Genomic DNA, 23,021 nt, shown 5'->3' on the forward strand with positions numbered 1-23,021 from the left:
CGGCAGATCAGTCTTCATCATGTTGAAAAAGGGCCATCTGAGGTGCATTCGGGTTGTCCGGCACCGCCAAACCAAGGTGTTTGAACGCGATTGGCGTCAAAATTCGACCTCGCGGCGTGCGCTGAAGATAACCATTCTGGATCAGATAGGGTTCCACAATCTCCTCAATCGCATCCCGCGGCTCAGAAAGCGCAGCAGCAATCGTCTCGATACCGACCGGTCCACCGCCAAAGTTCATGGCAATCTGCTTCAGATAGCGGCGATCCAGACTGTCAAAGCCAGCACTGTCCACTTCCAGCTGACGCAATGCGCGATCTGCAAGGCCCGCATCAATATCCGCATCACCAGCCACAATCGCAAAGTCGCGCACGCGGCGCAGCAAGCGGCCAGCAATACGTGGTGTTCCACGAGACCGCTTGGCGATCTCGGTCGCACCATCATCGCTCATGCCAATGCCCAGCAAACGCGCACCACGCTTCACAATCAACTCAAGTTCTTGCGGCGTATAAAACTCCAATCGAACCGGAATACCAAATCGGTCACGAAGTGGAGTCGTCAGCAAGCCAATACGAGTTGTTGCAGCAACAAGCGTGAACTTCGCCAGATCAATCTTCACTGAGCGAGCTGCAGGTCCCTCACCGATGATCAGATCGAGCTGATAGTCTTCCATCGCCGGATACAGCACCTCTTCAACCGCTGGGTTGAGACGGTGGATCTCATCAATGAACAGAACATCACGGTCTTCCAGATTGGTCAGCAGAGCAGCAAGATCGCCCGCTTTCGCAATCACAGGACCGGAAGTCGCACGGAAGTTCACCCCAAGCTCACGCGCCATAATCTGCGCCAGTGTGGTCTTACCAAGACCTGGAGGTCCAACGAACAGCACGTGATCCAGCGCTTCATTGCGAGCCTTGGCTGCACCGATGAATACTTTCAGGTTCTCACGCGCCTGCGCCTGACCCGTAAAGTCATCCAGCGTCTGCGGACGCATTCCGCTATCAATTTCATCGCCCCGGATTTCCGGAGTAACAAGGCGATCCTCACCCTCAATCATTACGCAAGTTCCTTAAGGCCAAGGCGAATAAGTTTTTCAGCACTCGCATCCTCACCTGCTGTTTTCACAGCAGCTGCCACAGCAGCAGACGCCTGAGCAGGCTGGTAACCAAGGTTGGAGAGTGCAGACACCGCATCCGCCACCGGGCGAGAAGCCACATTCTCCGCAACACTCTGGGATACCGCAATCGTGTCATCCTCAACAGAAGCAAAGGCCGGTGCCTTGTCTTTCAGCTCGGTGACAATACGCTCAGCAACACGCTTGCCAACGCCCGGTGCGCGCGTAATCGCTGTCTTATCGCCCAGCGCAATCGCGTTCGCCACTTCAGAGGCTTTCATGATGCCCAAAATGCCCAGCGCAACCTTGGCACCAACACCCTGAACGGTCATGAGAATACGGAACCATTCACGTTCGCTGTCCTCGGCAAAGCCAAACAGCTTGATCATGTCTTCACGCACCATGGTCTCAATGGCCAGCACAGCAGCTTCGCCAACACGTGGCAATTGCTGCAACACGCGAGACGGACAATGCACCTGATAGCAAACGCCCTGCACATCCAGCAGTACAAAATCATCGCCGTAACTGTCGACGACACCCTTGAGTTTCCCGATCATTTCAAAAGCGCCTCCGCTGCGGCCAGACGGCCCGTTACACTACCCCTGTGATGACTATGGCAGATCGCAATCGCCAGTGCATCTGCCGCGTCGTCCGAGTTAAACGTCGCCTTCGGCATCAACACCTTCACCATCATACGGATTTGTTCTTTTTCTGCATGCCCTGTTCCAACCACGGTCTTTTTCACCAGGTTGGGAGCGTACTCTGAAACCACGAGATTGTGCAGAGATGGCACGAGCAGAGCGATCCCCCTCGCCTGTCCCAGTTTAAGGGTCGCCCCTGCATCCTTGTTCACGAACGTATTCTCAACAGCAGCTTCTGCCGGATCATAACGTTCAATCACTTCTTGCAAGCCGGTGTACAACTGCTTGAGTCGTTCTGCGAGAGAGTACTTATTGTTGGATTGTATCGTGCCGCTGGCAATAAAGCTGACGCGATTACCTTTGGCATCAATAATGCCCCAACCGGTGTTCCTGAGACCAGGGTCAACACCCATGATTCGAATTGAATGATCCATAGAACAAACCGGTAACGAAAAATCTCCGAAGACGCTAGCCGCTAACGAAAACCAGAGGCTTAATCCGCAAAATTTCAGGAGTAATCCACGCGTTCCTGCGTGAGTTCTTATTTAGGACCCGCAATGATTGAAGCCCTCTACGCACACTCAGCCTTACAGTTGTCTCTGGTCGCAGGGGCCATCCTTTTGGCAGGTTTGATGCGCGGGTTCGCAGGCTTTGGGTCAGGCATGGTCTGGATACCTTTGGCCGCTCTGGTCATCGGGCCAAAGCTCGCCGCAGCCACACTTCTTATCCTCGATACCCTCATTGCCCTGCCTCTTATCTTCCCGGCAACCAAGCTGTGCCGATGGAAAAGCGTCCTGCCAGCGGCAGTCGGAGCAATCCTCGCCGTCTCCGTCGGAGCATGGATCCTCGCCAACGCACCGCCCATCGTCTTGCACTGGGGTATCTCTATTGTCGTCTTCGCGCTTTTGGCAGTGCTCATGTCCAACTGGACCTACTCTGAAGAACCCACCCGAAATCAAAACCTCGGCGTCGGCGCTCTGTCAGGCCTGCTTGGTGGCTTCAGCCAGATGCCCTCCATTCCCATCTACACTCTCTGGGCAACCGGCCCTCATCCGCAGAACATCATCCGCGCCAACATGATCGTGTTCATCGCGATTGCCGATGCCTCCGCCTATGCCTCCTACGCGTACAACGGCTTGTTCACGAAAGAGCTCATTCCCGTCCTACTCATCACCGGCCCCATCTACTTGGGCTGCCTGATGTTTGGTGCGAAAGCCTTCAACAAAGCTCCTCCAACCTATTTCAAATGGGCAGCCAAGGGCATCATCTTCCTTGCAGCAGTCGTTTCACTGCCATTCTTCCACGATCTGTAGCTGTAACCGCCTCAACTATTTTTCCGCAGTTTCCCAAGGCTTAAGCGAGAATAAGAGGTTCCAGACAAAGGTAATTGAGAAATTCTCGACAATTCGGCCATTCGTCCTGATTGGAGGAAGGTGCCTTCGTAATTTATAGTCCGCACAACTAGGAAGCCTTAAACCGACCTTCTCAGCAGAGGCATAGATGCTCCCAGACGTCGCAGGACTCGAATCCCCGGCCTTCTTGATGGTGTGCGCAACCATAGCGCTCGCCGGGTTGACGCGTGGCTTCGCAGGCTTCGGCGCAGCGATGATCTATATGCCCATCGCCTCCGCCATTATGGACCCGAAACTGGCCGCAGCTTCACTCCTTCTGGTCGATGCAACCATCTCTCTGCCCATGGTCGTTTCCGCCACAAAGATCTGCGATTGGAGAACCGTTCTGCCTGCAGCAGGCGGAGCTGTCGTCACCGTTTCCATCGGCGCCTGGGTACTCACCAATGCAGACCCTTACGTTTTGCGCTGGGTGCTGTCCTGCGTTGTCCTTGTTCTGCTCGCCGTTCTGGTCTCTGGCTGGCGTTACACCAAGGCACCAAACAAACGCACTTCCTTCGGCGTGGGTGCTGTCTCCGGCCTTCTCGGCGGCATGACACAACTGGCTGGCCCTCCGGTCATCACCTACTGGATGTCAGGCCCCCTGCCCGTCAGCGTCATACGTGCCAACCTGATCACCTATTTCTTCTTCACCAGCTTTGGCTCCTTTGCAGCCTTCTGGTGGAACGGCCTGATCACACAGGAACTCCTGCTTCTCTCACTACTGATCTGCCCGGCCTATGGCCTGAGCATCTATCTGGGAGCCAAAGGTTTCTCCAAATCCAGCGGTAAGTCTTATCGCCTGCTCGCTTACACACTCATCTTGGGAGCTGCCATCACAAGCATGCCTATTTTGGATGGAATTCTCAGATGACCCACTAGTTCACATGCACTGAAAAAGAGCCGCAAGAAGCGTCAAACAAACAGCACAGCTTGCGAAACTTGGCAAAAGGCCGTAGTTTCCGCAATAATATCCCTAGAAACAGACGAAAAATACAGATTTATGCCAAAATCATCGCTCGACAAGATTGACCTCGAAATCCTGAAAAACCTTCAGGAAGACGGACGCCTGACCAACGTAGAACTGGCAGGCAAAGTTGCTCTGTCACCCTCCCCGTGCCTGCGCCGCGTCAAAAACCTTGAGGACAGCGGTGTAATCAACGGCTATCAGGCCTCCGTCAACCGCAAGACAGTTGGCCTCGGCATGACCGTGTTTGTAGAGATGCGCGTCGGCAAGCAGAGCAAAGCGCAGATCATGTCCATCATTGAGCGCGTCACCTCGCAGCCAGAAGTCGTCTCCTGCCATCTGGTCTCCGGTCAGTCCGATATTCTTGCTGAAATCGTTGTCCCAACACTGGAAGCCTACGATGTCTTCCTCTCAGACTTCCTGATGTCACTGGATGGTGTCGAGGACGTACGCTCCAACTTCGCGATCCGTACGCTGAAGGCCAACGGCGCACTGCCACTACAGCATCTGGAATCCATCGTCGACAACGATTGATCTGTCATGGCGCATCCTCGTTTTTACCAGATCCGGTCACGATCTGCGCCATGCTGACAAGCTCGGAAATTCTGTCCTGAAGGAAGTTGCTGTTTTGAGCGATGAGCAGCATCTGCCTTTGGACAAGACAAAACACATAAGCACCTATGCAAAGCCCCAGCCCAAGGATGGAAAGGGGCTGTCCAAGCAAACCAAGGGAAATGTAAAGCAACGGTGGGAACACGGTCACCGTGACCGAACACAGCGACACCCACCACTCCCCCTTGTGAAACCCATTGATCGGCATCGTCAGAATAGCCGCCGTCGCAATCAGGCACCGCTCTTTCATTCCCCGCGCGATATTTACCGCCTGCCGCAGATAAAGAGCTGTAAGCACACCTGCCACTGCCAGCACATAAGGCGCGCTGACAACGCAGAACTCATAGACCCGTGCCACCAACGGCGCCCGCTCCTCCCAAACACCCGATGGCGTTTCCAGAACCGCACCAATCACCAGCAGAGCCGCATACCCAATCGCCAGCAAATGCAACCGCCACGCTGAGCCAATGGCGTGTTCAATCACACGAACCTTATCACTTTCCTCACTCACCACCCTGCCTCAAGTCCACCCCAGATCCTGAAAGGGTTTCACAGTGGCACAGTGAAGCCAACTCCACTGAAATCGGGGGCAGACTGAAAGGCAGATACACAAAAGGCGGCACGCAAAACGTACCGCCTTTAGAAAACTCAATTGGAAAGTGGGATTAGCCCAGCTTTGCCAGAACGTCCTCTGGAATGTCGAAGTTGGAGAAGACGTTCTGTACGTCGTCGTCATCTTCCAGCGCGTCCATCAGCTTCATGATGGTGCCAGCTTTTTCTTCGTTCACTTCCACCAGGTTCTGTGGCTTCCAGATGGTCTTCACAGACTCAGCTTCGCCCAGCGCCGCTTCCAGTGCTTTGGAAACTTCGGAAAGGTCTTCGAATGCGCAAATGATGGTGTGAGCTTCATCATCGCTCTCAACGTCATCAGCGCCAGCTTCGATACCAGCTTCCATCACAGTGTCCGCATCGCCAGCTTCTGGCTTGTAAACCAGCTCACCAACGCGGTCGAACATGAAGGAAACAGAACCTGTCTCGCCCATGGAACCACCGTATTTGGTGAAGTAAGAGCGTACGTTTGCAGCAGAGCGGTTTTTGTTGTCAGTCAGCACTTCAACAATAATCGCGGTGCCACCTGGACCATAACCCTCATAACGGATCTCGGTGTAATCAGCACCTTCACCGCCCTGAGACTTCGCAATCGCGCGGGCAATGTTGTCCTTCGGCATGGACTGACCCTTCGCGTTCTGCACAGCAAGGCGCAGGCGCGGGTTCTTGTCCGGATCAGGATCACCCATCTTCGCAGCAACGGTAATCTCTTTAGAAAGGCGAGAGAAAAGCTTGGAACGTACAGCATCCTGACGTCCCTTGCGGTGCATGATATTTTTGAATTTTGAATGTCCGGCCATAGGTCTTCCCGGCTTGTGTTTAGAATAAAACTGGTAGCTCAAAGGAGCGCTCACCAAGCCGCTGATAGCTTGGACAGCGCTCTCCCCGACACGGCATTCGTGTCACGTCGAGCAAATTTGTTGAAAGCTTATAAGCCGCTTACACGACAAAATCCAGAGCAAGAAACAGCGAGATTTGCCGCGTACTTACTCTTCCTCATCATTCACCGTGTAAGCTCATCCCCTGATTAAGCGTAGCTGTCTGCAGCGCTCGGCCAGAATGGTGGAATAATCTGCGACAAACGCCCACCCAGACGAACCGGCGAAACATTCACAGCAAGGCCAGTCCGGTCATCCGTTTCAACCGCCACACCACAAATAGTTGCCTCACCCAGCGCAGGTGTAAAGCGAGCACCGTTCATCTTGCGCAGGAAGCGATTGACCGGCTCTTCCTTATCCATGCCCAGCACGGAATCATAATCACCGCACATACCAGCGTCAGACATGTACGCTGTACCGCCAACGAGAACCTGATGGTCAGCGGTTGGAACGTGCGTATGCGTGCCAACAACCAGAGAAGCACGACCATCACAGAAGTGACCCATCGCCTGCTTCTCAGAGGTCGCTTCTGCGTGCATATCAATGATGATCGCATCAGCCACAGCGCCCAGCGGACAGTCAGCCAGAATTTTGTCGATCGCAGCAAACGGACAATCCAGCGCATCCATGTAAACGCGGCCCATCACGTTCACCACCAGCACATCAGCACCATTCTTCGCGCGGTAAAGGTTCGCCCCTTTACCTGGAGTACCTGCCGGATAGTTCGCAGGGCGCAACAACTGGTTCTGACGCTCAATGTAAACAAGCGTGTCGCGCTGATCCCAGATGTGGTTGCCGGTGGTCACAACATCTGCACCTGCATCCAGCACGTTCTGGAGAATTTCTTCGGTGATACCAAAGCCTGCTGCGGAGTTCTCGCCATTCACGACGACGAAGTCCAGTTGGTTGTCTTCCACGAGTTGGGGCAGTTCATCAATCACGGCATTGCGGCCAGCACGCCCAACCAGATCCCCAAGAAACAGCAGCTGCATCTATACACCCTTTCAAGCGTATTCCCGACCTAAGGTAATGTAATGAAAGAATACGCGCACATCTTTTGGACCAAAGCAGATCTGATGGCCACCACGCGCGCCCTAAGAAGAACACGCCGGAAGCCACAGGCAACTTGCTTCAATCTCCTGCTTTAAGAAGCCCACGATCTGTCAGGATACCATCCAGCTGACGATCATGCGGTTCCATCGGAACCTCTTCTACCTCTTGAACCGCAAATGCAACCCCAATCGCAGTCAGATCGGAAAGTTTTTCCAAATCACTCAATGCACGGTCGTAAAAACCTTTGCCATATCCGATCCGGTTGCAGCTCCGATCAAAAGCAGACAGCGGAACCAGCACCACATTCGGGTGCACAACCTCCGCCTCAGACCCCGGCGCCATGCTGCCAAATCCGGCAGGCTCCAGCGGCCCGCCCTTTTCAAGACGGCGGAAGACAAGATCATCACCCGTAACAACGGGAAGACAAAGAGAACTGCCAGCCTTGGCCAGCGCATCCATCAAAGGACGCGGATCAACCTCGTCCCGAATAGGCCAGAACCCTGCAATCACCGAGCCTGGCTCAACACCAAGCGCTTCCACAAAATCAACAAGCGCCAGCGACCGCTCAATCCGCTCAACAGGAGAAAGCGTGGCCCGCGCCGCAAGTCCAGCTTTCCGCACCGCGCGCTTGGCCAGTTTGAGCTCATCATTCTCAATGTCTTGGGAAGTCAATACGCACCTCATTTACAACCACTTGAGTGCATTATGGTGCAGCCCGCGCAAAATCGCAAAGCAAGAGCCTATCACGCTGTAGAGAGGAAAAAGAGAAGGGCGTGCCACAACAGCCGTTGGAGAATGTGCAATCCCGGAGAACCTACAATGTAGGTGGGCGCCGTGTCCCCAAGCCCACGAGCGAGGGAAGGAACAGCTCCCTAAGGAATGCGTAAGGCCCCGGGGATATGTGTCTCCTGACGAACCGCGCAGCAACGCAATGGCTCATATAGGCCAGAGCGACTGGAATTACCAGTCCTCTTGAACAGCCTTTGTTAAATTTCAAAAGAATGCTTCTAAACCGATCAGCGGCCCGGATTACGCAGCGCTTTCTTCTTCGCGCAGCTCATTGTCCAGATCAGCCCCAAGCTGTTCAATCTTGTCTGCGCTTTCCAGCAGGCGTGCGACAACCTTGGCTTCTTTCTCGCGGTATTCCGCTTCAAGTGCCTCGATACGGCTCAGATAGCGCTGCTCCTGCGCAGCCAGACGCTCTTCGACAGACGCCTCTGCCTTGCCGAGCTCTTCAATCCGCGCTTCCGCAGCTTTCAGCTTGCGCTCCACTTCAGCCAGATGATCCGTCACCATAATGCCTGCCATCACGGTCAGACGCTGGTCGCCAATCTCGCCAAAGTTTTCTCTCAGGCCACTGATGCTGTCGTCAAAACGCTGAGCAAGACCGAGCAGACGCTCTTCCTCACCGTCATCACACGCCATGCGAAAGCTGCGATCATTGATTGTTACTGTAATTTGCGCCATTGATCTTAGCTCTCCTGTCCTTCGAGAACAGTACGTATGGATTCCATGGCAGCAACAAGGCGACGGGAAACATCTTTGTTGACATCTTCAAGCCGCGAACCACGCGCTTCAGCCTGATCCAGCTTTGCAGCCAACTGTGTGCGATCTTCGCCAATTCTTTGCAGGTCGTTCTCTAACGCATCAAGGGTCTTGTCACGGGACGTCCTGCGATGAAGCGCGCCTTCTAGCTTCGTGATGGAGGCAGAAATACGATCCAGCGCCTGATCCAGATCTTGCCCACTATCCATCTTCACCTCTGACATCTACCTGTATCCGTACTCACCAAACATCGATCACCCGAGAAATGGCAACTCGACCCTTTCCCGTCTAGGGAAGCGGAAGACAATTATCCATTAGCTCGAGGGAATCGTCGAGCTTTATTCACATCATATCTGAGGAATAAGCGAGAACCATCTCATTTATCAGTGATTACAGAACTTGCAATCGCCTTCGACTCGGAAATTTACTCCGCGCAACATTAGTGAACAAAATACAAGCTTCGCCTCTATAAAAATCTAATGCACGCGTATTTTACGCTAAGCAAATTCACTCATTTAAGAGCCCTTGGCAACATAACTTATGTTGACAAATGTTATTCAAAATTCAAAAGCGCTCAACTTACGCAATAAACATCGCCCGAATAGCTCAGTTTCATTGACTCAACTCTCTGACCTGCTATGTCTCCTTCCGTTATTCGTTCGTAGACAACTGCCAATTCGCATTAGTCTGGGGCAAAGACTATGGCAACTGTCGTCGAATTTACACTAGCTAATGGTAAAGAACCGGCTGCCCGGCCGGGTCGACAGCGGGAATAAGATGACCGATCTCGAAAAGCACTCTCGCATGGCGAATGCGATACGCTTTCTTTCAATGGACGCCGTTGAAAAAGCAAAATCAGGCCACCCAGGACTTCCAATGGGTGCAGCCGACATCGCAACGGTCCTGTTTTCCAAATTTCTGAAATTTGACCCTAACTCCCCAAAATGGGCAGACCGAGATCGTTTCGTGCTCTCCGCAGGGCACGGATCTATGCTCCTGTATTCCACTCTCTATCTGCTGGGATACGAAGACTTCTCTATTGAACAGCTTCAGCAGTTCCGCCAGCTTGGCGCACGCACATGCGGCCACCCTGAATACGGTCATGGCGCAGGCATCGAGACCACCACTGGTCCTCTCGGCCAGGGTCTTGCAAACGCAGTAGGCATGGCAATCGCTGAGCGTCTGCAGGAAGAGCGCTTCGGCAAAGACCTCGTCAACCACTTCACCTATGTTCTCGCAGGTGATGGCTGTCTGATGGAAGGTATCTCCCAGGAAGCAATCTCTCTGGCAGGTCACCTCAAGCTGAACAAGCTGATCCTCATCTGGGACGACAACGGCATCACCATCGACGGTTCCGTTGATCTGGCTGACAGCACTGACCAGATCGCACGCTTCAAGGCATCCGGCTGGAACACCATCGCAATTGATGGTCACGATCCAGAGGCAATTGAAGCAGCTCTGACAGAAGCTCAGAACAGCGACAAACCAACAATGATCGCTGCGAAGACCACAATCGGCTTCGGTTCTCCAAACCGCGCTGGCACCAACAAAGTGCACGGTGCTCCTCTGGGTGCTGAAGAAATTGCAGCAACCCGCGAAGCTCTCGGCTGGTCCGCTGAGCCGTTTGAAGTACCAAGCGACGTTCTCGATGCATGGCGCATCGCAGGTCTGCGTTCCGCAAACGCTCGTAAAGAGTGGGAACAGCGCTTCAACGAAGCAAACCCTGAGCAGCGTGGCGAGTTCGAGCGCCGTTGCCGTGGCGATCTGCCATCCGGCTTCGATGCAGCAATCGACGCGTACAAGAAAGAACTTGCAGACACTCAGCCAAAGATGGCGACCCGTAAGGCGTCCCAGGCTGTTCTGAAAGTGATCACCGGTGCTGTTCCGGAAACCATCGGCGGCTCTGCTGACCTAACCGGTTCCAACAACACCAACACCGAGCATACGCCTTCCATCACGCCAGACGATTTCTCCGGTCGCTTCATCCACTGGGGTATCCGTGAGCACGGAATGGCCGCAGCAATGAACGGTATGGCACTGCACGGCGGAGTTATCCCCTACTCTGGTGGCTTCCTGATCTTCTCCGATTACTGCCGTCCGTCTCTGCGTCTGGCAGCTCTGATGAAGCAGCGCGTCATTCACGTAATGACCCATGACTCCATCGGCCTGGGTGAAGATGGTCCAACCCACCAGCCTGTGGAACACTTTGCGGCTCTACGTTGTATTCCAGATCTGCTGTTCTTCCGCCCTGCGGACATCACAGAGACTCTGGAATGCTGGCAGCTGGCAATGAAAGCCACTGATAACCCAAGCGTTTTGGCTCTGACCCGTCAGAACCTGCCTTCCCTTCGTCCTCACTACGAAAGCGAAAACCTGTGTGCCAAAGGCGCATACATCATCGCCGACTGTGAAGAAGAAGCGACCGTTACTCTGTTCGCAACCGGCTCCGAAGTTGAGATCGCAGTGGAAGCGAAAAAAGAGCTCGACGGCAAGGGTATTGCGACCCGCGTGGTCTCCGTTCCTAGCTTCGAACTCTTTGAGCAACAATCTGACGCATACAAGAATGCCATCATTGGTGGTAGTCCGGTGAAGATCGCTGTGGAAGCGGGCGTTCGTATGGGTTGGGATCGCTTTGTCGGTTCTGATGGTGGATTTGTAGGCATGTCTGGTTTCGGTGCCTCCGCCCCTTACCAGGAGCTCTATGAGCATTTCGGGATCACCGCGGGAGCAGTGGTCCAAGAGGCAGAAAAGCGCCTTGGCGATAGCGATAACGCCTAAAGCTAACTACAAGTGAAGCTTCTGGCTCCTCTCAGCCAGAAGCCTCTCAGAAGACGGCCGGCAAGAGCTGGCAGAATATATAAAACGCGGGCGTTATTGAGCGCCCTACCGAAAGAGGTTCTTAAATGGCAGTCAAGGTAGCCATCAATGGCTTTGGTCGCATTGGTCGTAATGTTCTCCGTGCAATCATCGAATCCGGTCGTACCGACATTGAAGTTGTAGCAATCAACGACCTCGGCCCAGTTGAAACTAACGCACACCTGCTGCAGTTTGACTCCGTACACGGCAAGTTCCCAGCTAAAGTAACAGTTGATGGCGACACCATCGATTGTGGCCGTGGTCCAATCAAAGTAACCGCTATCCGTGATCCTAAAGAATTGCCTTGGGGTGAAATGGGTGTGGACATTGCGATGGAATGCACCGGCATCTTCACCGCAAAAGAAAAAGCAGCTCTGCACCTGGAAGCTGGCGCAAAGCGCGTTCTGGTTTCTGCTCCTGCAGCAGGCGCTGACAAAACAATCGTTTACGGCGTAAACCACGACACCCTGACTTCTGAAGATCTGGTTGTTTCCAACGCATCTTGCACCACCAACTGTCTGTCTCCAGTGGCTTACGTTCTGGACAAACTGGTTGGCATCGAAAAAGGCTTCATGACCACCGTTCACTCTTACACCGGTGATCAGCCAACTCTCGACACAATGCACAAGGATCTGTACCGCGGCCGCGCAGCAGCTCTTTCCATGATCCCAACCTCCACAGGTGCTGCTAAGGCTGTTGGCCTGGTTCTGCCTGAGCTGGCTGGTAAACTGGACGGCGTTGCAATCCGCGTACCTACTCCAAACGTTTCTGTTGTTGACCTGACCTTCATCGCGAAGAAAGAAACTTCCGTTGAAGAAATCAACGCAGCAATCAAAGCAGCGGCTGAAGGCGAGCTGAAAGGCGTTCTTGGTTACACCGACGTGCCAAACGTTTCCATCGACTTCAACCACGACCCACACTCCTCCATCTTCCACATGGACCAGACCAAGGTCATGGAAGGCACAATGGTTCGTATCCTCACCTGGTACGACAACGAGTGGGGCTTCTCCAACCGCATGGCGGATACCGCTGTTGCGATGGCAAAGCTCATCTAATTTGGAAGGGGCCGCTTTTAAGCGGCCCTTTTTCTCATATACCAGTGCGGAGTGATCCAATCCCTGAGCCGCACCATTCAGTGCGAAGTCTCCCATAGATTTGATCACGAACTCCGCAAAGTCTTTCTGTAAGAATTTCGACCAGCATAAGGTCACAGACAGAAATTCCGGAGATTTTCATGTCTTTCAAAACCCTCAATGATGCCGATCTTTCCGGCAAACGTGTTCTGGTCCGCGTAGACCTCAACGTCCCGATGAAGGATGGCAAAGTAACCGATACCACCCGTATCGAGCGTGTACTGCCAACCATCCGCGAAATCTCCGAGGCTGGCGGCAAAGTCATCCTTCTCGCACACTTCGGCCGTCCAAAAGGCAAAGTGGTTGCAGAGATGAGCCTTGCTCCTGTTGCTGGCCCTGTTGCAGATCTGCTTGGCAAACCAGTTGCTTTCGCAGCTGACTGCACCGGTGATGTCGCAAAAGCTGCTGTCGATGCAATGGCTGACGGCGACGTTCTGCTTCTGGAAAACACCCGCTTCTACGCTGGTGAAGAAAAGAACGATCCAGAGTTCGCAAAAGCACTGGCTGCAAACGGCGACCTGTATGTAAACGACGCATTCTCTGCTGCACACCGCGCACACGGCTCCACTGAAGGCATTGCAAAGCTGCTTCCTGCATTTGCAGGCCGCACCATGCAGGCTGAGCTGGAAGCACTCGGCTCCGCATTGTCCACTCCAGAGCGTCCGGTTCTGGCAGTTGTCGGCGGTGCAAAAGTGTCCTCCAAGATCGACCTGCTCGAAAACCTCGTGTCTAAAGTAGACATCCTGGTCATCGGCGGCGGCATGGCAAACACCTTCCTCGCGGCTAAAGGCGTGAACGTTGGCAAGTCCCTGTGCGAGCACGATCTGGCTGACACAGCAAACCGCATCATGGCAGCAGCTGAAAAAGCAAACTGCGAAATCGTTCTGCCAGCAGACGCTGTTGTTGCATGGGAATTTGCAGCAAACACCAAGAACGAAACCGTTGCTCTCGACGCGATCCCAGCAGACGCGATGATGCTCGACGTTGGCGCAGCTTCCATCGATGTTGTGAAAGCAAAAATCGACGAAGCGAAGACCCTCGTCTGGAACGGCCCTCTCGGCGCGTTCGAAATCGAGCCATTCGACAAGGCAACCGTTGCAGCGGCCCAGCATGCAGCAGCACGCACCAAAGAAGGCAAGCTGAAAACAGTTGCTGGTGGCGGTGACACTGTTGCAGCGCTGAACCACGCAAAAGCAAGTGAAGATTTCTCTTACATCTCCACTGCTGGCGGCGCGTTCCTCGAGTGGCTGGAAGGCAAGGAACTGCCAGGCGTTGTTGCGCTGGAAGCATAAAACAAAGAAAATTGATGAAATTTTCTGGATTGAGGGGCCTTTTCGGTCCCTCTTTTCGTTTTATTCTCGCTTTTGCCTAGAATTTGACACAGCCTCTTGAAAAAGAGAGCAAGACGCTGTTTAGAACTTATCCCAATGAATGGGCCAGAGGCTTGACGTAGTCTACACTACCGCCAAGAACTCTATTTATCGGAATTTTATCAGGAGCAAACTCAGTGCATCCGCGTCTGTATCTTGTCACACCACCTACCTTTGACCTCGATGAGTTCGAAGGACAACTCAAGCAAGCTTTGGAAGGTGGCGACATTGCGAGCCTGCTGATCTCCATGCCGGACGCAAACGAAGGCGAACTACAGGCGGCTGCAAAGCGCCTTGTTCCTCTGGCGCAGGCAAACGAAGTTGCTGTTCTGATTGAAAACAACACCCAAATCATGGGCCGCTCCGGCGCAGATGGCCTGCACGTTTCAGGAACCGACAAGGACCTGGAAGACGTAATGCAGTCCTTCCCGGAAGACCGCATCATCGGCCATGCGGGTGTTAAGACCCGTCACGACGCCATGGTCATCGCATCCATGGGCGTTGATTACATGTTCTTCGGTCTCCTTTCTTTGAAACAGGAAGAAGAGCCACATCGCAAATCTCTGGACTACGGCAGCTGGTGGTCTGAAGTGTTCGAAACGCCATGCGTTGTCTTGGCTGGCACCTCAGTTTCCTCAGTTGACACCGTGGCCCAAACTGGCGCTGAATTCGTAGCAGTACGTGAAGCTGTCTGGAATCACCCTGAAGGGCCAAAAGCAGCTGTTGAGCAGGCAAACGCTATCCTCTCAACACACACACTGGCGGAAGTTGAGGACTGATCTTTTGAAGTTGCCTGGTTCTATCAAACTCGTAACTGTCGCAGCTATGACCGGCCTGCTTGGCTGGCAGGGCATGGCTGTTGCGCAAACAACCCCGAGCGGTGGAACCACACCTCAAGGCGCAAGAACGGTTGATCCGTACAATCCAAACGGATCACCACTGCTGCCTTCTCCAGTTTCAAGAGCCCCTTACATCCCGCAGGTCACCCCAACGCCGGAAACCATTCAGGGCGATCCGGCCTACGGTGCCTTCCAGCGCGGTTGGTATCTGACAGCATTGGCTCTGGCGACCCGTCAGGCCGAAGCTGGAATCACCAGCTCTAAAACTCTGCTCGGCGTTCTTTATGAGTCCGGCAGAGGCATCCCGCAGGACCTGCCATTGGCCGCCAGCTGGTATGAGCTCGCCTCCAACGATGGTGACCCACAAGCTGCCCTGCGCCTCGGCCTGCTCTATCTGGCTGGTGCAGGCACAAAAGCTGACAAGGACAAGGCCGCCCAACAGCTGGAAAAAGCTGCTGCTGCCAACATCCCCGAAGCCCTCTACAATCTCGCCCTCCTCCATCAGGAAGGCAAAGTCCGTCCAAACGATCCCAAGCAAATCAAGTCATTGCTGGAGCGCGCCTCTGAAACCGGTGACGCAGACGCAATGCTGGAGCTAGGCATCTACCTGAAGGACGGTCCGGAAGAGATCCGCGATCCACTACGCGCCGCCTTCTGGATGGGCCGCGCCGCCCGCCGTGGCTTGGTCCCGGCACAGATCTACTACGCAACCCTGCTGTTTAAAGGCGATGGCGTCGTGCCAAACGAGGCGGAAGCTGCAGATTGGTTCGAGCGTGCTGCCAGCAAAGGCAATCCGATCGCTATGAACCGTCTCGCCCGCATCTACGCCAATGGCCGCGGACGTCCAGTTGACCTGATCGAAGCATCCGCATGGCAGTTCCACGCTGGTCGTCAGGGTATACTCGACAGCGATCTGGAAGCTCTCTCCAACTCCCTTTCTCTGGAGCAACAGGAGCAAGCCAGCAAGCGCGCCGCCGAAATCGGGATTAAAATCGGGGCCTCACCAGTACTCCAGTCAGCTCAATAGCATCTGACTATAGTTCTTTTGATGATAAACCGATGAGTTTTTGCGTAAAATTATCATCAGATAAAGTATAAAAATCAGGTAGACTCTGACCCACACTACATCAACTTAAACACACTCAGCTTCGCGCAACGTCAGTCGATTAAATTACTCTGGTCCTTTAATCGAAAAAGCAATACCATGAAGCAAATAAGTGTATTTATCAGTCGCTTAGCTTTAGCCTTGGGCATTGGTGTCATTTCATTTCTGACATTCGGTGAAATGATCGCAACTGGCCTGCTTGATATAGGCGTCCCCGCCCAGGTTGCGGCACTCGGCAAGGTGGCAACTTTCGTTCTTGCTGTCATTTTCGTTGCACAGACCACCAGACGCAGAAGCGACAGAAAGCCCTGAGCTTTTCCGCACTCACCTTGTGGATATGCACCGGAATGCAGGTTCACGGCGAGCATCCGCTCTTTTTCCTTGAAAATCACGTGAAATTATGTTGCACAGACCCCCAGACAGGCTGCGACCCTAGGCTCAGCGCCAATCCGCGTCCGGCTGTAACATTATCAAACTGATTGGTAGTTCTATGAAACTCAATGGCAACGAAATTAAGCCAGGCAACGTGCTTATGCACCAGGACACACTTTGGGCTGTTGTAAAAGTTCAGCACGTGAAGCCAGGTAAAGGCGGCGCATTTGCTCAGGTAGAAATGAAAAACCTGCTTGACGGTCGCAAGCTGAACGAACGCTTCCGCGCAACTGAGTCCGTTGAGCGTGTTCGCCTTGAGCAGAAAGACTACCAGTTCCTCTATGAAGAAGGCGACATGCTGGTATTCATGGATAACGAAACTTACGAGCAGCTCGAACTTCAGAAAGAGTTCGTTGGCGAGCGCGCAGCATTCCTGCAGGACGGCATGACCGTAACTGTTGAACTGCACGAAGAAAAGCCAATCGGCATTTCTCTCCCAACCCACGTCACTCTGGAAATCGTTGAAGCTGACGCAGTTGTAAAAGGCCAGACCCAGTCTTCCTCTTACAAGCCAGCAGTTCTGGAAAACGGCGTTCGTTGTATGGTGCCTCCGTTCATCACCTCCGGTGAGAAGATCGTTGTAGACACCGACACAGTTGAATACGTTCGTCGCGCAGAGAAATAATCTAAAAGCAATAAAGATGAGGCAGCATACGGCTGCCTCATTACCCATTCAGGAACGGTGAATATAAAATGGCACGTACGGCCCTTCTCAACGTAATGGTCCAGGCTGCGACAAAAGCTGGTCGCTCTCTGGCACGGGACTTCGGCGAAATTGAAAACCTGCAAGTATCCCGCAAGGGCCCAGGTGACTTTGTCTCCCAGGCAGATCACAGAGCAGAAAAAATCGTTCGTGAGGAACTTCAGAAAGCACGCCCAACCTACGGCCTGCTGATGGAAGAATCCGGCGAAGTGGAAGGCACTGATGGCCAGCACCGCTGGATCATTGACCCACTCGACGGCACAACAAACTTCCTGCACGGCATTCCGATCTTTGGTGTTTCCATCGCTCTGGAACGCGCTGGTCAGATCGTTGCTGCAGTGATCTACAACCCGATCATGGACGAGCTGTACACCGCTGAAAAAGGCTCTGGCGCATTCTGTAACGACCGCCGCCTCCGCGTTGCTGCCCGTAAAGACATGACCGACTGCCTGATCGGCACCGGCATTCCATTCATCGGTGTTGGCGACCATGGCCGCGCACTGAAAGAAATCCGCCACGTGATGGGCGAAGTCGCAGGCATCCGCCGCGCTGGTGCAGCTGCACTGGACCTGGCATGGGTCGCTTCCGGTCGTCTCGATGCATTCTGGGAAAACGGTCTGCATCCTTGGGACATGGCAGCAGGCGTTCTGCTTGTTCGTGAAGCTGGTGGTTTCGTGTCCGATGCCAACGGCAAGGACAACATGTTCGAATCCCGCACCATCATCGCAGGCAACGAGTTCACCCACCTTCAGCTGCGTGAACTGCTGGCAAAAGCCAAGTCATAAGACAGACGGCGCTTAAGCCCAAGAATTCCAAAAGGCAGCTTGCCCCGGACCACTCCGGCAAGCTGCCTTTTTTGTTGCGCGATGGCTCTATGCCCGCACCTGAAACTTCTTCGCCAACACCTTCACAGCAGCATCCGTACTCAGCCCTGCGATGGCCTCGATCTGTGCGGCATCATCAAAGAAGCATTTCATCACGGCGATGGCAGGGGATTGATCCCAATGCGCCATATCCACCTGCGCGATTTCAGTCACCAACCGCTGATGGAACCGGTTGAGCGCAAACTTTGTGCTGTGCTTGGTTAAAGCATCAATGGCGTGTTTCTTGATCTCAGCTTCCACAGTACTCCGCCGCACTGAATTCCCCTGACCGACTTCAATGCCATTCTTACGCGCGTATTTGCGCATCGCCTGCGGATCACCAGCAATCACCTTTTGCAACTGCTTGCTCTTGTAGTGATGAATGCCCCACTTGATCAGCCGGGCTCCAGCCATAGTGACGGTTCCCAGCACAAACGCCCCGCCAATGGCCGCCCCAACCGGCCACGCTGCTGCAGCCACACCAGCAGCAACCACACCGCCCGTCGCAGCTGCCACAACACCAGCTACACCGGAAACCGTGAGCGCAGCAAAGCCCAGTCCATCAACGGCAGAAAGCACAGCCTTCCCAATCTTGGTGTTCCGCGCACGGGACTGATTATCGGCAATCGTTTTGGTAATCATCGCCAGCTCAGCATCCCGCGCTTGAGATACCTTCCGCGATCCTTCCAAACCAGAAACAGGAACCTCCTGCCGCTCTGAGAACAACCTATGTAAGGCCTGAGCTTTTTTACCGGTCTGATGATGTTTGAAGGCACGGATAGCAGTGACACTGGCATCATAGGCGGAAAGCCCGACAGCAAGAACGCCCACCCCCGCACCAACAGTACCAGCGGCATAGCCAAGCCCCTGTGTGACCAGAGAGATGCCCTCAACGTTGGCAGAGAGAGCTCTTTCAGCAATGGCCAAGCCGTCAGAAACCATCGCAAGCCCCCAAACCTCAGCCGACAGAATATTGACGTGCATCTGGGTCTTGTAGTCGCTACGCATGGCCTTCGCCAAAGTGGCGTTCTTGCCGTAATTCGCGACAAGACCTGTCAGCGCCTTATGGGCCTTGTCCGCAGCCTTCATTCGCAGTTTCAGCGCATCATCCAGATGATCTAAGGCCCCTTCAAGATGCGCAGCCTCACTGGCAGAACTCTCTCCATAAGTCAGCGCCACCTGATTACGCAGTGCAGTCAGCCGCTCCACCTCATCAGCAGCCCCCTTCTCCACTCTGACATACGCGTCTAAGGCAGACTTCGCAGACGCGGACAAATTAGGGAACAAACCATTCAGCGCAACACCAAGGCCCTGCTTCGTGATTTTGCCGGCCTGAACGGCTTGCGCCAAGGTGTCCACCAATGTCAGCGGAGAACCATCACCCTTCTGCACATCCTTGACCATGCGGGATAGGGCCGCCAGCTCGGCAATGTCTTTCTGCGCCTCAAGAAACTGCTTGGCTTCAGTCCGATACGTGTCAAGCGCATTGTCCGCTGCCTTCATGCTTGTGTAAGCGGATCGCGCTGAAATCAGGCTCTGGATCGCTCCCAGCGCATAATAAAAACTGGTGAACCCAAAGCGACCATAAGCAACACCATCAGTGATCGGCACTTCAGTTCGGAAGATCTCCTCCCGCCCATTCACCGCAGCATTGATCAACGGCATCACATTATGCGGAAACTTACCCAATCCATTGCGCACTAGCCCTTCCGTCTGCACGCCTTCCGCAATCGCACCGCATGCTGTCACGCGAGAGGGATGATAGCCATCCTTTTGTCCACCAGCCGTTTCAGTAAGCTGAGCCGTGCTGACCTGACGCCACTCTTCCTGCCCCGCTCGCAACAAAGACTGCGCGCGGCCTCCCCCCAGCGCCCGATCCAACGCTGGCTGACGCTCTTTCAGGTGCCCTTCCAGATCCTTCAGCACAGGCCGAAGCACCTCAACTGTGTCGGGGCCTGCTGCTGACCCCCCAGCCACTCCATTCAGATGCTCAACCAAAGCCGTCTTGGCTGTTTCCTGTCTTGGCTCAGCAAAAGAGACGGACACCAACTGCTTCTGAAGGTCTGCCGCGCGCTCTTTCGTCAGCAAACTCGGATCTTTTGCAAATGCCTGCAGCGCCTGAAACACCCGATGCTCACTGCCAACACCGGCAGTTTTGTTACCAAACCGGGCCTCCCCGCCCAAAACATCCCGCTGCACAGGCTGTAGCTTGAGGCGCGCATCCAGCAGCGCTCGCTCCATGGAGGAGAGAGGCGGCCCGTTCCGTTCTGACTGTGCTGCTTGCCCGGACAGGTCAGAGGACGGAACAGGTCGCCGATGAAAACTCGCCATGGAAACAGCCCGCAGTGGCTGAGGAACCCGTCTTTCCTGCCCGTCCGCGACCGGCACCACTGACAACCGATAGGGCATACGTGCCGATTGGGTGCTCCCGCTCCTCGAGGCCGTATGCCCTCCTGCCTGATCGACAGGCAGTGTCACGTTAGAACTGGGTGTGCTGACTTGCGATGTTACTCCGGTATTCCTCATGGTGGCGTTCCTCCCAAACCACTCAGACCAATATATGCTCCGAGGTCCACTGGCTTTCTGCTCCTCCAGCATCACTCAGCGAATGGCGCAGCTGCAAAGCTTCACCAATAAAGCTCTTCAAAGCTTCCATCAGATGCTCAACGGGATCACTCATGTGTAAGAGGAGTTGCTGGCGCACCGCATAATGGTGCTGTGCATCAAGTATGAGACCAAAAGACGTAAGTTGCCCAACACGCCCCAAAAGGGCTTTCAGTTGTGGCAGTTCAAGACCATTTTCCGGAAAGACATCAGCCTCAAGCTGCACTTCGTAGCGCCGTTCCTGATAGCGCGCCGAAATCATCGTCGTCAGATGATGCTCATCTGAGTGAAGCGCGACCTGCCCCGCCCTGTTGGGTGCCAGATCCGGCAAGTGCAACAGTGCGGCAAGCCGTTCAAATAGGTCCAGTAATTCCGTCTCCTGACATCGCCCCATTATGCTCTCCCCAAAACTGCATGAAGCAAAAAGCGAACACCATGAGCGTAGAGAAGCAACAAAGCCCCAAGTGTATCGAAGAGCACAACCAAACGACGAAATTGATATTTTATTTCCCTAAAAATGGAATCGTTGAAATATAATAACCCAACGGAAGAACATTAGCCCCAGACCAGCTTGCGTAGATCAATAGTCATCACAAGCTGAGCTGGCAGGTCAGGCCGATTAATTTGGAAACGGCAACTCCTTGCTGACCTCATAAACCTTTGCCGTCATTCCCTTTGATTTCAAAGAGCTTAGCTCCTTTTGAAACTTCGCCATATGCGGGGTTTTAAAGTGTGGAATAAGCGCATCCATACTCTCCCACATCTCATAGATCCTCAGGATATTCGGGTTCGTCGCATCCAAAGACGATTTGTAGGAGATACAGCCAGTTTCTTCAGCAGTTGCCGCATCCATTTCCTGTACAGCACCAATCTTCTGCTGAATCTGATTGTCTTCAAACTCAACCTCAACAGTCACGATAATCATTCCAGTTCCCTTCTTCTCCAATTTCTGAGCTGCTGCAAAAAACGGCCCCGGCACCATGCCGGTCACCATGCTCGCAGCCAGTGCCTGCAAAACCACACGTCGTTCCATGTCCGCGGTCCTTTCATTTCCAACACGTCATCATGCTGTTCATCAGCGCGATCAACTTCACCTCAAATTACAACATGACATTTTTTGTATTTTTGTAATTCTTGACAAAATGACATTTTTTGTCAAGATGTGAAAATGGAAAATTTGCGAGAGAAGATTCTGGAAGCCGCCATACAGGCATTCATGCGCTACGGCGTAGGCCGCACCCGCATGCACGACATTGCCTCAGAAGCAGGCGTGGCGCGCCAGACAGTCTATTCAAACTACAAAAACAAAACCGAGATCCTGTGTGCCTGCATCTCGTATTTCTCGGAGCAGTCGCTCACCGCTATTCAAGGCGAATGGGCACAGCTGGAAACGCTGGAAGAAAAGCTCCACGCCTATCATGAGCACGCCATCATCGCCTCATTCAAGGTCATCACCGCCTCCGAGGAAGCCAGAGACATGGTCGGCGGTTTCAATGAAGAAGGCAAAGCAGCCACCCTGCGAGCGCAGCAAACCAAAATCACAGCCTGCACTGATATGCTCTCTGACTACACATTCACCCAGCAAAGCCCGCAGCAACTCGCCGAATACCTCGTGCTGTCCTCCCTCGGCATCCGGGATCATTCCCAGTCAGAGGATCAGCTGCGCCAGCTCCTCGACATTCAAACAAAAGGCATTCTGGCCCTGTTAGCCTGAGCAAAGTTATCCATTAAAACCCAGCAGATACCACTTGACCTCAAGTCGACTTGAAGTGGCACTTTTAGCTAAATTCCTAGAAGGAAAGGCAAAAACGTGCACACAACAAATCTTCTGGTCAACGCTCTCCTCCTGGGCATTGGCGCAACAATTTTCATGGATCTGGTCGCCTGGGTCCGGCTGCGGTTCTTCTCCATCGCAGCCTTGGATTACCGCCTCGTAGGCCGCTGGATGCTCAGCATGCCGCGTGGCCAATATAATCACCAAACTATCATGCAGAGCCCGCCACAGCCATTTGAGCATTCCACCGGCTGGGTTGCACACTACGCGATCGGCGTTATACTGGCCCTATTGATGCTGGCGGTCACCGGACCAGACTGGCTGCAAAACCCAACGATCCTGATGCCACTTGTCATCGGCTTCCTCTCCTTAGGCTTTCCCTTCTTCCTCATGCAACCCGCCTTTGGCTTTGGCATCGCTGCCGCCAAAACGCCTGCCCCGAAGATTGCCAGAATAAGAAGCTTCATCGCCCACATGTCCTTCGGCCTCGGCCTTTACCTCACCGGACTGTGCCTGATCTCCCTCCCCCTATAAGGCA

The 23,021-nt window shown here is 53.8% G+C and carries 25 protein-coding genes and 1 other RNA gene; 12 read left to right on the forward strand and 14 right to left on the reverse strand.

Features of this window, described 5'->3' with window-relative positions; translation table 11 throughout:
* Positions 1-7: 7 nt before the first annotated feature.
* From ruvB to ruvC, 3 genes are read right to left on the reverse strand one after another with little or no spacing between them, the layout of a single operon-like run.
* Complete coding sequence (gene ruvB / locus AC3CB2_RS20710; protein ID WP_008551483.1) at positions 8-1,054, reverse strand: Holliday junction branch migration DNA helicase RuvB; 1,047 nt, start codon at positions 1,052-1,054, stop codon at positions 8-10.
* On the reverse strand, positions 1,054-1,668 hold the full coding sequence (gene ruvA, locus AC3CB2_RS20715) for a Holliday junction branch migration protein RuvA (protein WP_008551589.1): 615 nt from the start codon (positions 1,666-1,668) through the stop codon (positions 1,054-1,056). The genes ruvB and ruvA overlap by 1 nt, the downstream gene beginning before the upstream one ends.
* Positions 1,665-2,165 carry a crossover junction endodeoxyribonuclease RuvC gene (gene ruvC, locus AC3CB2_RS20720; RefSeq protein WP_014286944.1) on the reverse strand — a complete coding sequence of 167 codons (501 nt, stop codon included), beginning with the start codon at positions 2,163-2,165 and terminating at the stop codon, positions 1,665-1,667. Before ruvC ends, ruvA begins: the two co-directional genes overlap by 4 nt.
* 144 nt (positions 2,166-2,309) lie before the next feature.
* Here ruvC and AC3CB2_RS20725 point away from each other — a divergent pair, with 144 nt between their 5' ends.
* From AC3CB2_RS20725 to AC3CB2_RS20735, 3 genes are all read left to right on the forward strand, one after another.
* Positions 2,310-3,065 (forward strand): sulfite exporter TauE/SafE family protein, encoded by a 756-nt coding sequence (locus AC3CB2_RS20725; protein ID WP_352936114.1) that lies wholly within the window; start codon positions 2,310-2,312, stop codon positions 3,063-3,065.
* A 187-nt stretch (positions 3,066-3,252) separates the two neighbouring features.
* Positions 3,253-4,014: a sulfite exporter TauE/SafE family protein gene (locus tag AC3CB2_RS20730; protein WP_208982413.1), complete on the forward strand. Its 762-nt coding sequence runs from the start codon at positions 3,253-3,255 to the stop codon at positions 4,012-4,014.
* 129 nt (positions 4,015-4,143) lie between these two features.
* Entirely contained in the window at positions 4,144-4,641 is a 498-nt protein-coding gene (locus AC3CB2_RS20735; RefSeq protein ID WP_008551677.1) for an Lrp/AsnC family transcriptional regulator, read from the forward strand.
* 4 nt (positions 4,642-4,645) lie between these two features.
* Here AC3CB2_RS20735 and AC3CB2_RS20740 read toward each other — a convergent pair whose 3' ends face one another.
* The 7 genes from AC3CB2_RS20740 to AC3CB2_RS20770 form a co-directional block, all read right to left on the reverse strand.
* A complete protein-coding gene (locus AC3CB2_RS20740) occupies positions 4,646-5,230 on the reverse strand; it encodes a hypothetical protein (protein ID WP_008551580.1) in 585 nt (194 codons plus the stop codon).
* Positions 5,231-5,384: 154 nt separating this feature from the next.
* Positions 5,385-6,128, reverse strand: a complete 744-nt coding sequence (locus AC3CB2_RS20745; RefSeq protein WP_008551665.1) for a YebC/PmpR family DNA-binding transcriptional regulator — start codon at positions 6,126-6,128, stop codon at positions 5,385-5,387.
* Between the two features lie 227 nt (positions 6,129-6,355).
* Positions 6,356-7,198 carry a TIGR00282 family metallophosphoesterase gene (locus tag AC3CB2_RS20750; protein WP_014286947.1) on the reverse strand — a complete coding sequence of 281 codons (843 nt, stop codon included), beginning with the start codon at positions 7,196-7,198 and terminating at the stop codon, positions 6,356-6,358.
* A 139-nt stretch (positions 7,199-7,337) separates the two neighbouring features.
* On the reverse strand, positions 7,338-7,931 hold the full coding sequence (locus AC3CB2_RS20755; RefSeq protein WP_352936117.1) for a 5-formyltetrahydrofolate cyclo-ligase: 594 nt from the start codon (positions 7,929-7,931) through the stop codon (positions 7,338-7,340).
* Between the two features lie 98 nt (positions 7,932-8,029).
* Positions 8,030-8,189: non-coding RNA, 6S RNA (gene ssrS / locus AC3CB2_RS20760), on the reverse strand.
* Between the two features lie 99 nt (positions 8,190-8,288).
* Entirely contained in the window at positions 8,289-8,726 is a 438-nt protein-coding gene (locus tag AC3CB2_RS20765; protein ID WP_352936119.1) for a cell division protein ZapA, read from the reverse strand.
* Positions 8,727-8,731: 5 nt separating this feature from the next.
* Positions 8,732-9,028 carry a DUF4164 domain-containing protein gene (locus tag AC3CB2_RS20770; RefSeq protein WP_014286950.1) on the reverse strand — a complete coding sequence of 99 codons (297 nt, stop codon included), beginning with the start codon at positions 9,026-9,028 and terminating at the stop codon, positions 8,732-8,734.
* 553 nt (positions 9,029-9,581) lie between these two features.
* On the opposite strand from AC3CB2_RS20770, the gene tkt reads away from it, so the two are divergent.
* From tkt to AC3CB2_RS20795, 5 genes are all read left to right on the forward strand, one after another.
* Complete coding sequence (tkt, locus tag AC3CB2_RS20775; RefSeq protein ID WP_054783580.1) at positions 9,582-11,582, forward strand: transketolase; 2,001 nt, start codon at positions 9,582-9,584, stop codon at positions 11,580-11,582.
* Between the two features lie 125 nt (positions 11,583-11,707).
* Complete coding sequence (gene gap, locus AC3CB2_RS20780; protein ID WP_008551525.1) at positions 11,708-12,715, forward strand: type I glyceraldehyde-3-phosphate dehydrogenase; 1,008 nt, start codon at positions 11,708-11,710, stop codon at positions 12,713-12,715.
* A 179-nt stretch (positions 12,716-12,894) separates the two neighbouring features.
* A complete protein-coding gene (locus tag AC3CB2_RS20785; protein ID WP_014286952.1) occupies positions 12,895-14,085 on the forward strand; it encodes a phosphoglycerate kinase in 1,191 nt (396 codons plus the stop codon).
* Between the two features lie 215 nt (positions 14,086-14,300).
* Complete coding sequence (locus AC3CB2_RS20790) at positions 14,301-14,942, forward strand: thiamine phosphate synthase (protein ID WP_014286953.1); 642 nt, start codon at positions 14,301-14,303, stop codon at positions 14,940-14,942.
* Positions 14,943-14,946: 4 nt separating this feature from the next.
* The gene (locus AC3CB2_RS20795; protein ID WP_352936122.1) at positions 14,947-16,029 is read left to right on the forward strand and encodes a tetratricopeptide repeat protein; all 1,083 of its coding nucleotides are present in this window, start codon (positions 14,947-14,949) and stop codon (positions 16,027-16,029) included.
* A 131-nt stretch (positions 16,030-16,160) separates the two neighbouring features.
* Here AC3CB2_RS20795 and AC3CB2_RS20800 read toward each other — a convergent pair whose 3' ends face one another.
* Positions 16,161-16,499 (reverse strand): hypothetical protein, encoded by a 339-nt coding sequence (locus AC3CB2_RS20800; protein WP_352936124.1) that lies wholly within the window; start codon positions 16,497-16,499, stop codon positions 16,161-16,163.
* A 98-nt stretch (positions 16,500-16,597) separates the two neighbouring features.
* On the opposite strand from AC3CB2_RS20800, the gene efp reads away from it, so the two are divergent.
* Positions 16,598-17,164 (forward strand): elongation factor P, encoded by a 567-nt coding sequence (efp, locus tag AC3CB2_RS20805; RefSeq protein WP_008551541.1) that lies wholly within the window; start codon positions 16,598-16,600, stop codon positions 17,162-17,164.
* A gap of 68 nt (positions 17,165-17,232) precedes the next feature.
* Positions 17,233-18,027, forward strand: coding sequence for an inositol monophosphatase family protein (locus AC3CB2_RS20810; RefSeq protein WP_008551559.1), 795 nt, complete (start codon positions 17,233-17,235; stop codon positions 18,025-18,027).
* 87 nt (positions 18,028-18,114) lie between these two features.
* Here AC3CB2_RS20810 and AC3CB2_RS20815 read toward each other — a convergent pair whose 3' ends face one another.
* The 3 genes from AC3CB2_RS20815 to AC3CB2_RS20825 form a co-directional block, all read right to left on the reverse strand.
* Entirely contained in the window at positions 18,115-20,631 is a 2,517-nt protein-coding gene (locus AC3CB2_RS20815; RefSeq protein ID WP_352936126.1) for a hypothetical protein, read from the reverse strand.
* 22 nt (positions 20,632-20,653) lie between these two features.
* Positions 20,654-21,103 carry a hypothetical protein gene (locus AC3CB2_RS20820; protein WP_352936128.1) on the reverse strand — a complete coding sequence of 150 codons (450 nt, stop codon included), beginning with the start codon at positions 21,101-21,103 and terminating at the stop codon, positions 20,654-20,656.
* A 225-nt stretch (positions 21,104-21,328) separates the two neighbouring features.
* A complete protein-coding gene (locus AC3CB2_RS20825) occupies positions 21,329-21,742 on the reverse strand; it encodes a putative quinol monooxygenase (protein ID WP_352936130.1) in 414 nt (137 codons plus the stop codon).
* A 135-nt stretch (positions 21,743-21,877) separates the two neighbouring features.
* Here AC3CB2_RS20825 and AC3CB2_RS20830 point away from each other — a divergent pair, with 135 nt between their 5' ends.
* Both AC3CB2_RS20830 and AC3CB2_RS20835 read left to right on the forward strand, forming a co-directional pair.
* Entirely contained in the window at positions 21,878-22,423 is a 546-nt protein-coding gene (locus AC3CB2_RS20830) for a TetR/AcrR family transcriptional regulator (RefSeq protein WP_352936132.1), read from the forward strand.
* A gap of 96 nt (positions 22,424-22,519) precedes the next feature.
* A complete protein-coding gene (locus AC3CB2_RS20835; protein WP_352936134.1) occupies positions 22,520-23,017 on the forward strand; it encodes a DUF2938 domain-containing protein in 498 nt (165 codons plus the stop codon).
* Positions 23,018-23,021 lie beyond the last annotated feature (4 nt).

The organism is Pseudovibrio sp. SCP20 (assembly GCF_057774105.1).

What these genes read in the sequence shown, in the direction of transcription:
- AC3CB2_RS20815 (WP_352936126.1), bottom strand. Translation starts at nt 20,631, where the DNA reads ATGAGGAATACCGGAGTAACATCGCAAGTCAGCACACCCAGTTCTAAC.
- AC3CB2_RS20735 (WP_008551677.1), top strand. Translation starts at nt 4,144, where the DNA reads ATGCCAAAATCATCGCTCGACAAGATTGACCTCGAAATCCTGAAAAAC.
- AC3CB2_RS20810 (WP_008551559.1), top strand. Translation starts at nt 17,233, where the DNA reads ATGGCACGTACGGCCCTTCTCAACGTAATGGTCCAGGCTGCGACAAAA.
- AC3CB2_RS20825 (WP_352936130.1), bottom strand. Translation starts at nt 21,742, where the DNA reads ATGGAACGACGTGTGGTTTTGCAGGCACTGGCTGCGAGCATGGTGACC.
- AC3CB2_RS20785 (WP_014286952.1), top strand. Translation starts at nt 12,895, where the DNA reads ATGTCTTTCAAAACCCTCAATGATGCCGATCTTTCCGGCAAACGTGTT.
- ruvC (WP_014286944.1), bottom strand. Translation starts at nt 2,165, where the DNA reads ATGGGTGTTGACCCTGGTCTCAGGAACACCGGTTGGGGCATTATTGAT.
- AC3CB2_RS20730 (WP_208982413.1), top strand. Translation starts at nt 3,253, where the DNA reads ATGCTCCCAGACGTCGCAGGACTCGAATCCCCGGCCTTCTTGATGGTG.
- AC3CB2_RS20750 (WP_014286947.1), bottom strand. Translation starts at nt 7,198, where the DNA reads ATGCAGCTGCTGTTTCTTGGGGATCTGGTTGGGCGTGCTGGCCGCAAT.
- AC3CB2_RS20745 (WP_008551665.1), bottom strand. Translation starts at nt 6,128, where the DNA reads ATGGCCGGACATTCAAAATTCAAAAATATCATGCACCGCAAGGGACGT.
- gap (WP_008551525.1), top strand. Translation starts at nt 11,708, where the DNA reads ATGGCAGTCAAGGTAGCCATCAATGGCTTTGGTCGCATTGGTCGTAAT.
- ruvB (WP_008551483.1), bottom strand. Translation starts at nt 1,054, where the DNA reads ATGATTGAGGGTGAGGATCGCCTTGTTACTCCGGAAATCCGGGGCGAT.
- AC3CB2_RS20770 (WP_014286950.1), bottom strand. Translation starts at nt 9,028, where the DNA reads ATGTCAGAGGTGAAGATGGATAGTGGGCAAGATCTGGATCAGGCGCTG.
- ruvA (WP_008551589.1), bottom strand. Translation starts at nt 1,668, where the DNA reads ATGATCGGGAAACTCAAGGGTGTCGTCGACAGTTACGGCGATGATTTT.
- AC3CB2_RS20725 (WP_352936114.1), top strand. Translation starts at nt 2,310, where the DNA reads ATGATTGAAGCCCTCTACGCACACTCAGCCTTACAGTTGTCTCTGGTC.
- AC3CB2_RS20830 (WP_352936132.1), top strand. Translation starts at nt 21,878, where the DNA reads ATGGAAAATTTGCGAGAGAAGATTCTGGAAGCCGCCATACAGGCATTC.
- tkt (WP_054783580.1), top strand. Translation starts at nt 9,582, where the DNA reads ATGACCGATCTCGAAAAGCACTCTCGCATGGCGAATGCGATACGCTTT.
- AC3CB2_RS20765 (WP_352936119.1), bottom strand. Translation starts at nt 8,726, where the DNA reads ATGGCGCAAATTACAGTAACAATCAATGATCGCAGCTTTCGCATGGCG.
- AC3CB2_RS20820 (WP_352936128.1), bottom strand. Translation starts at nt 21,103, where the DNA reads ATGGGGCGATGTCAGGAGACGGAATTACTGGACCTATTTGAACGGCTT.
- efp (WP_008551541.1), top strand. Translation starts at nt 16,598, where the DNA reads ATGAAACTCAATGGCAACGAAATTAAGCCAGGCAACGTGCTTATGCAC.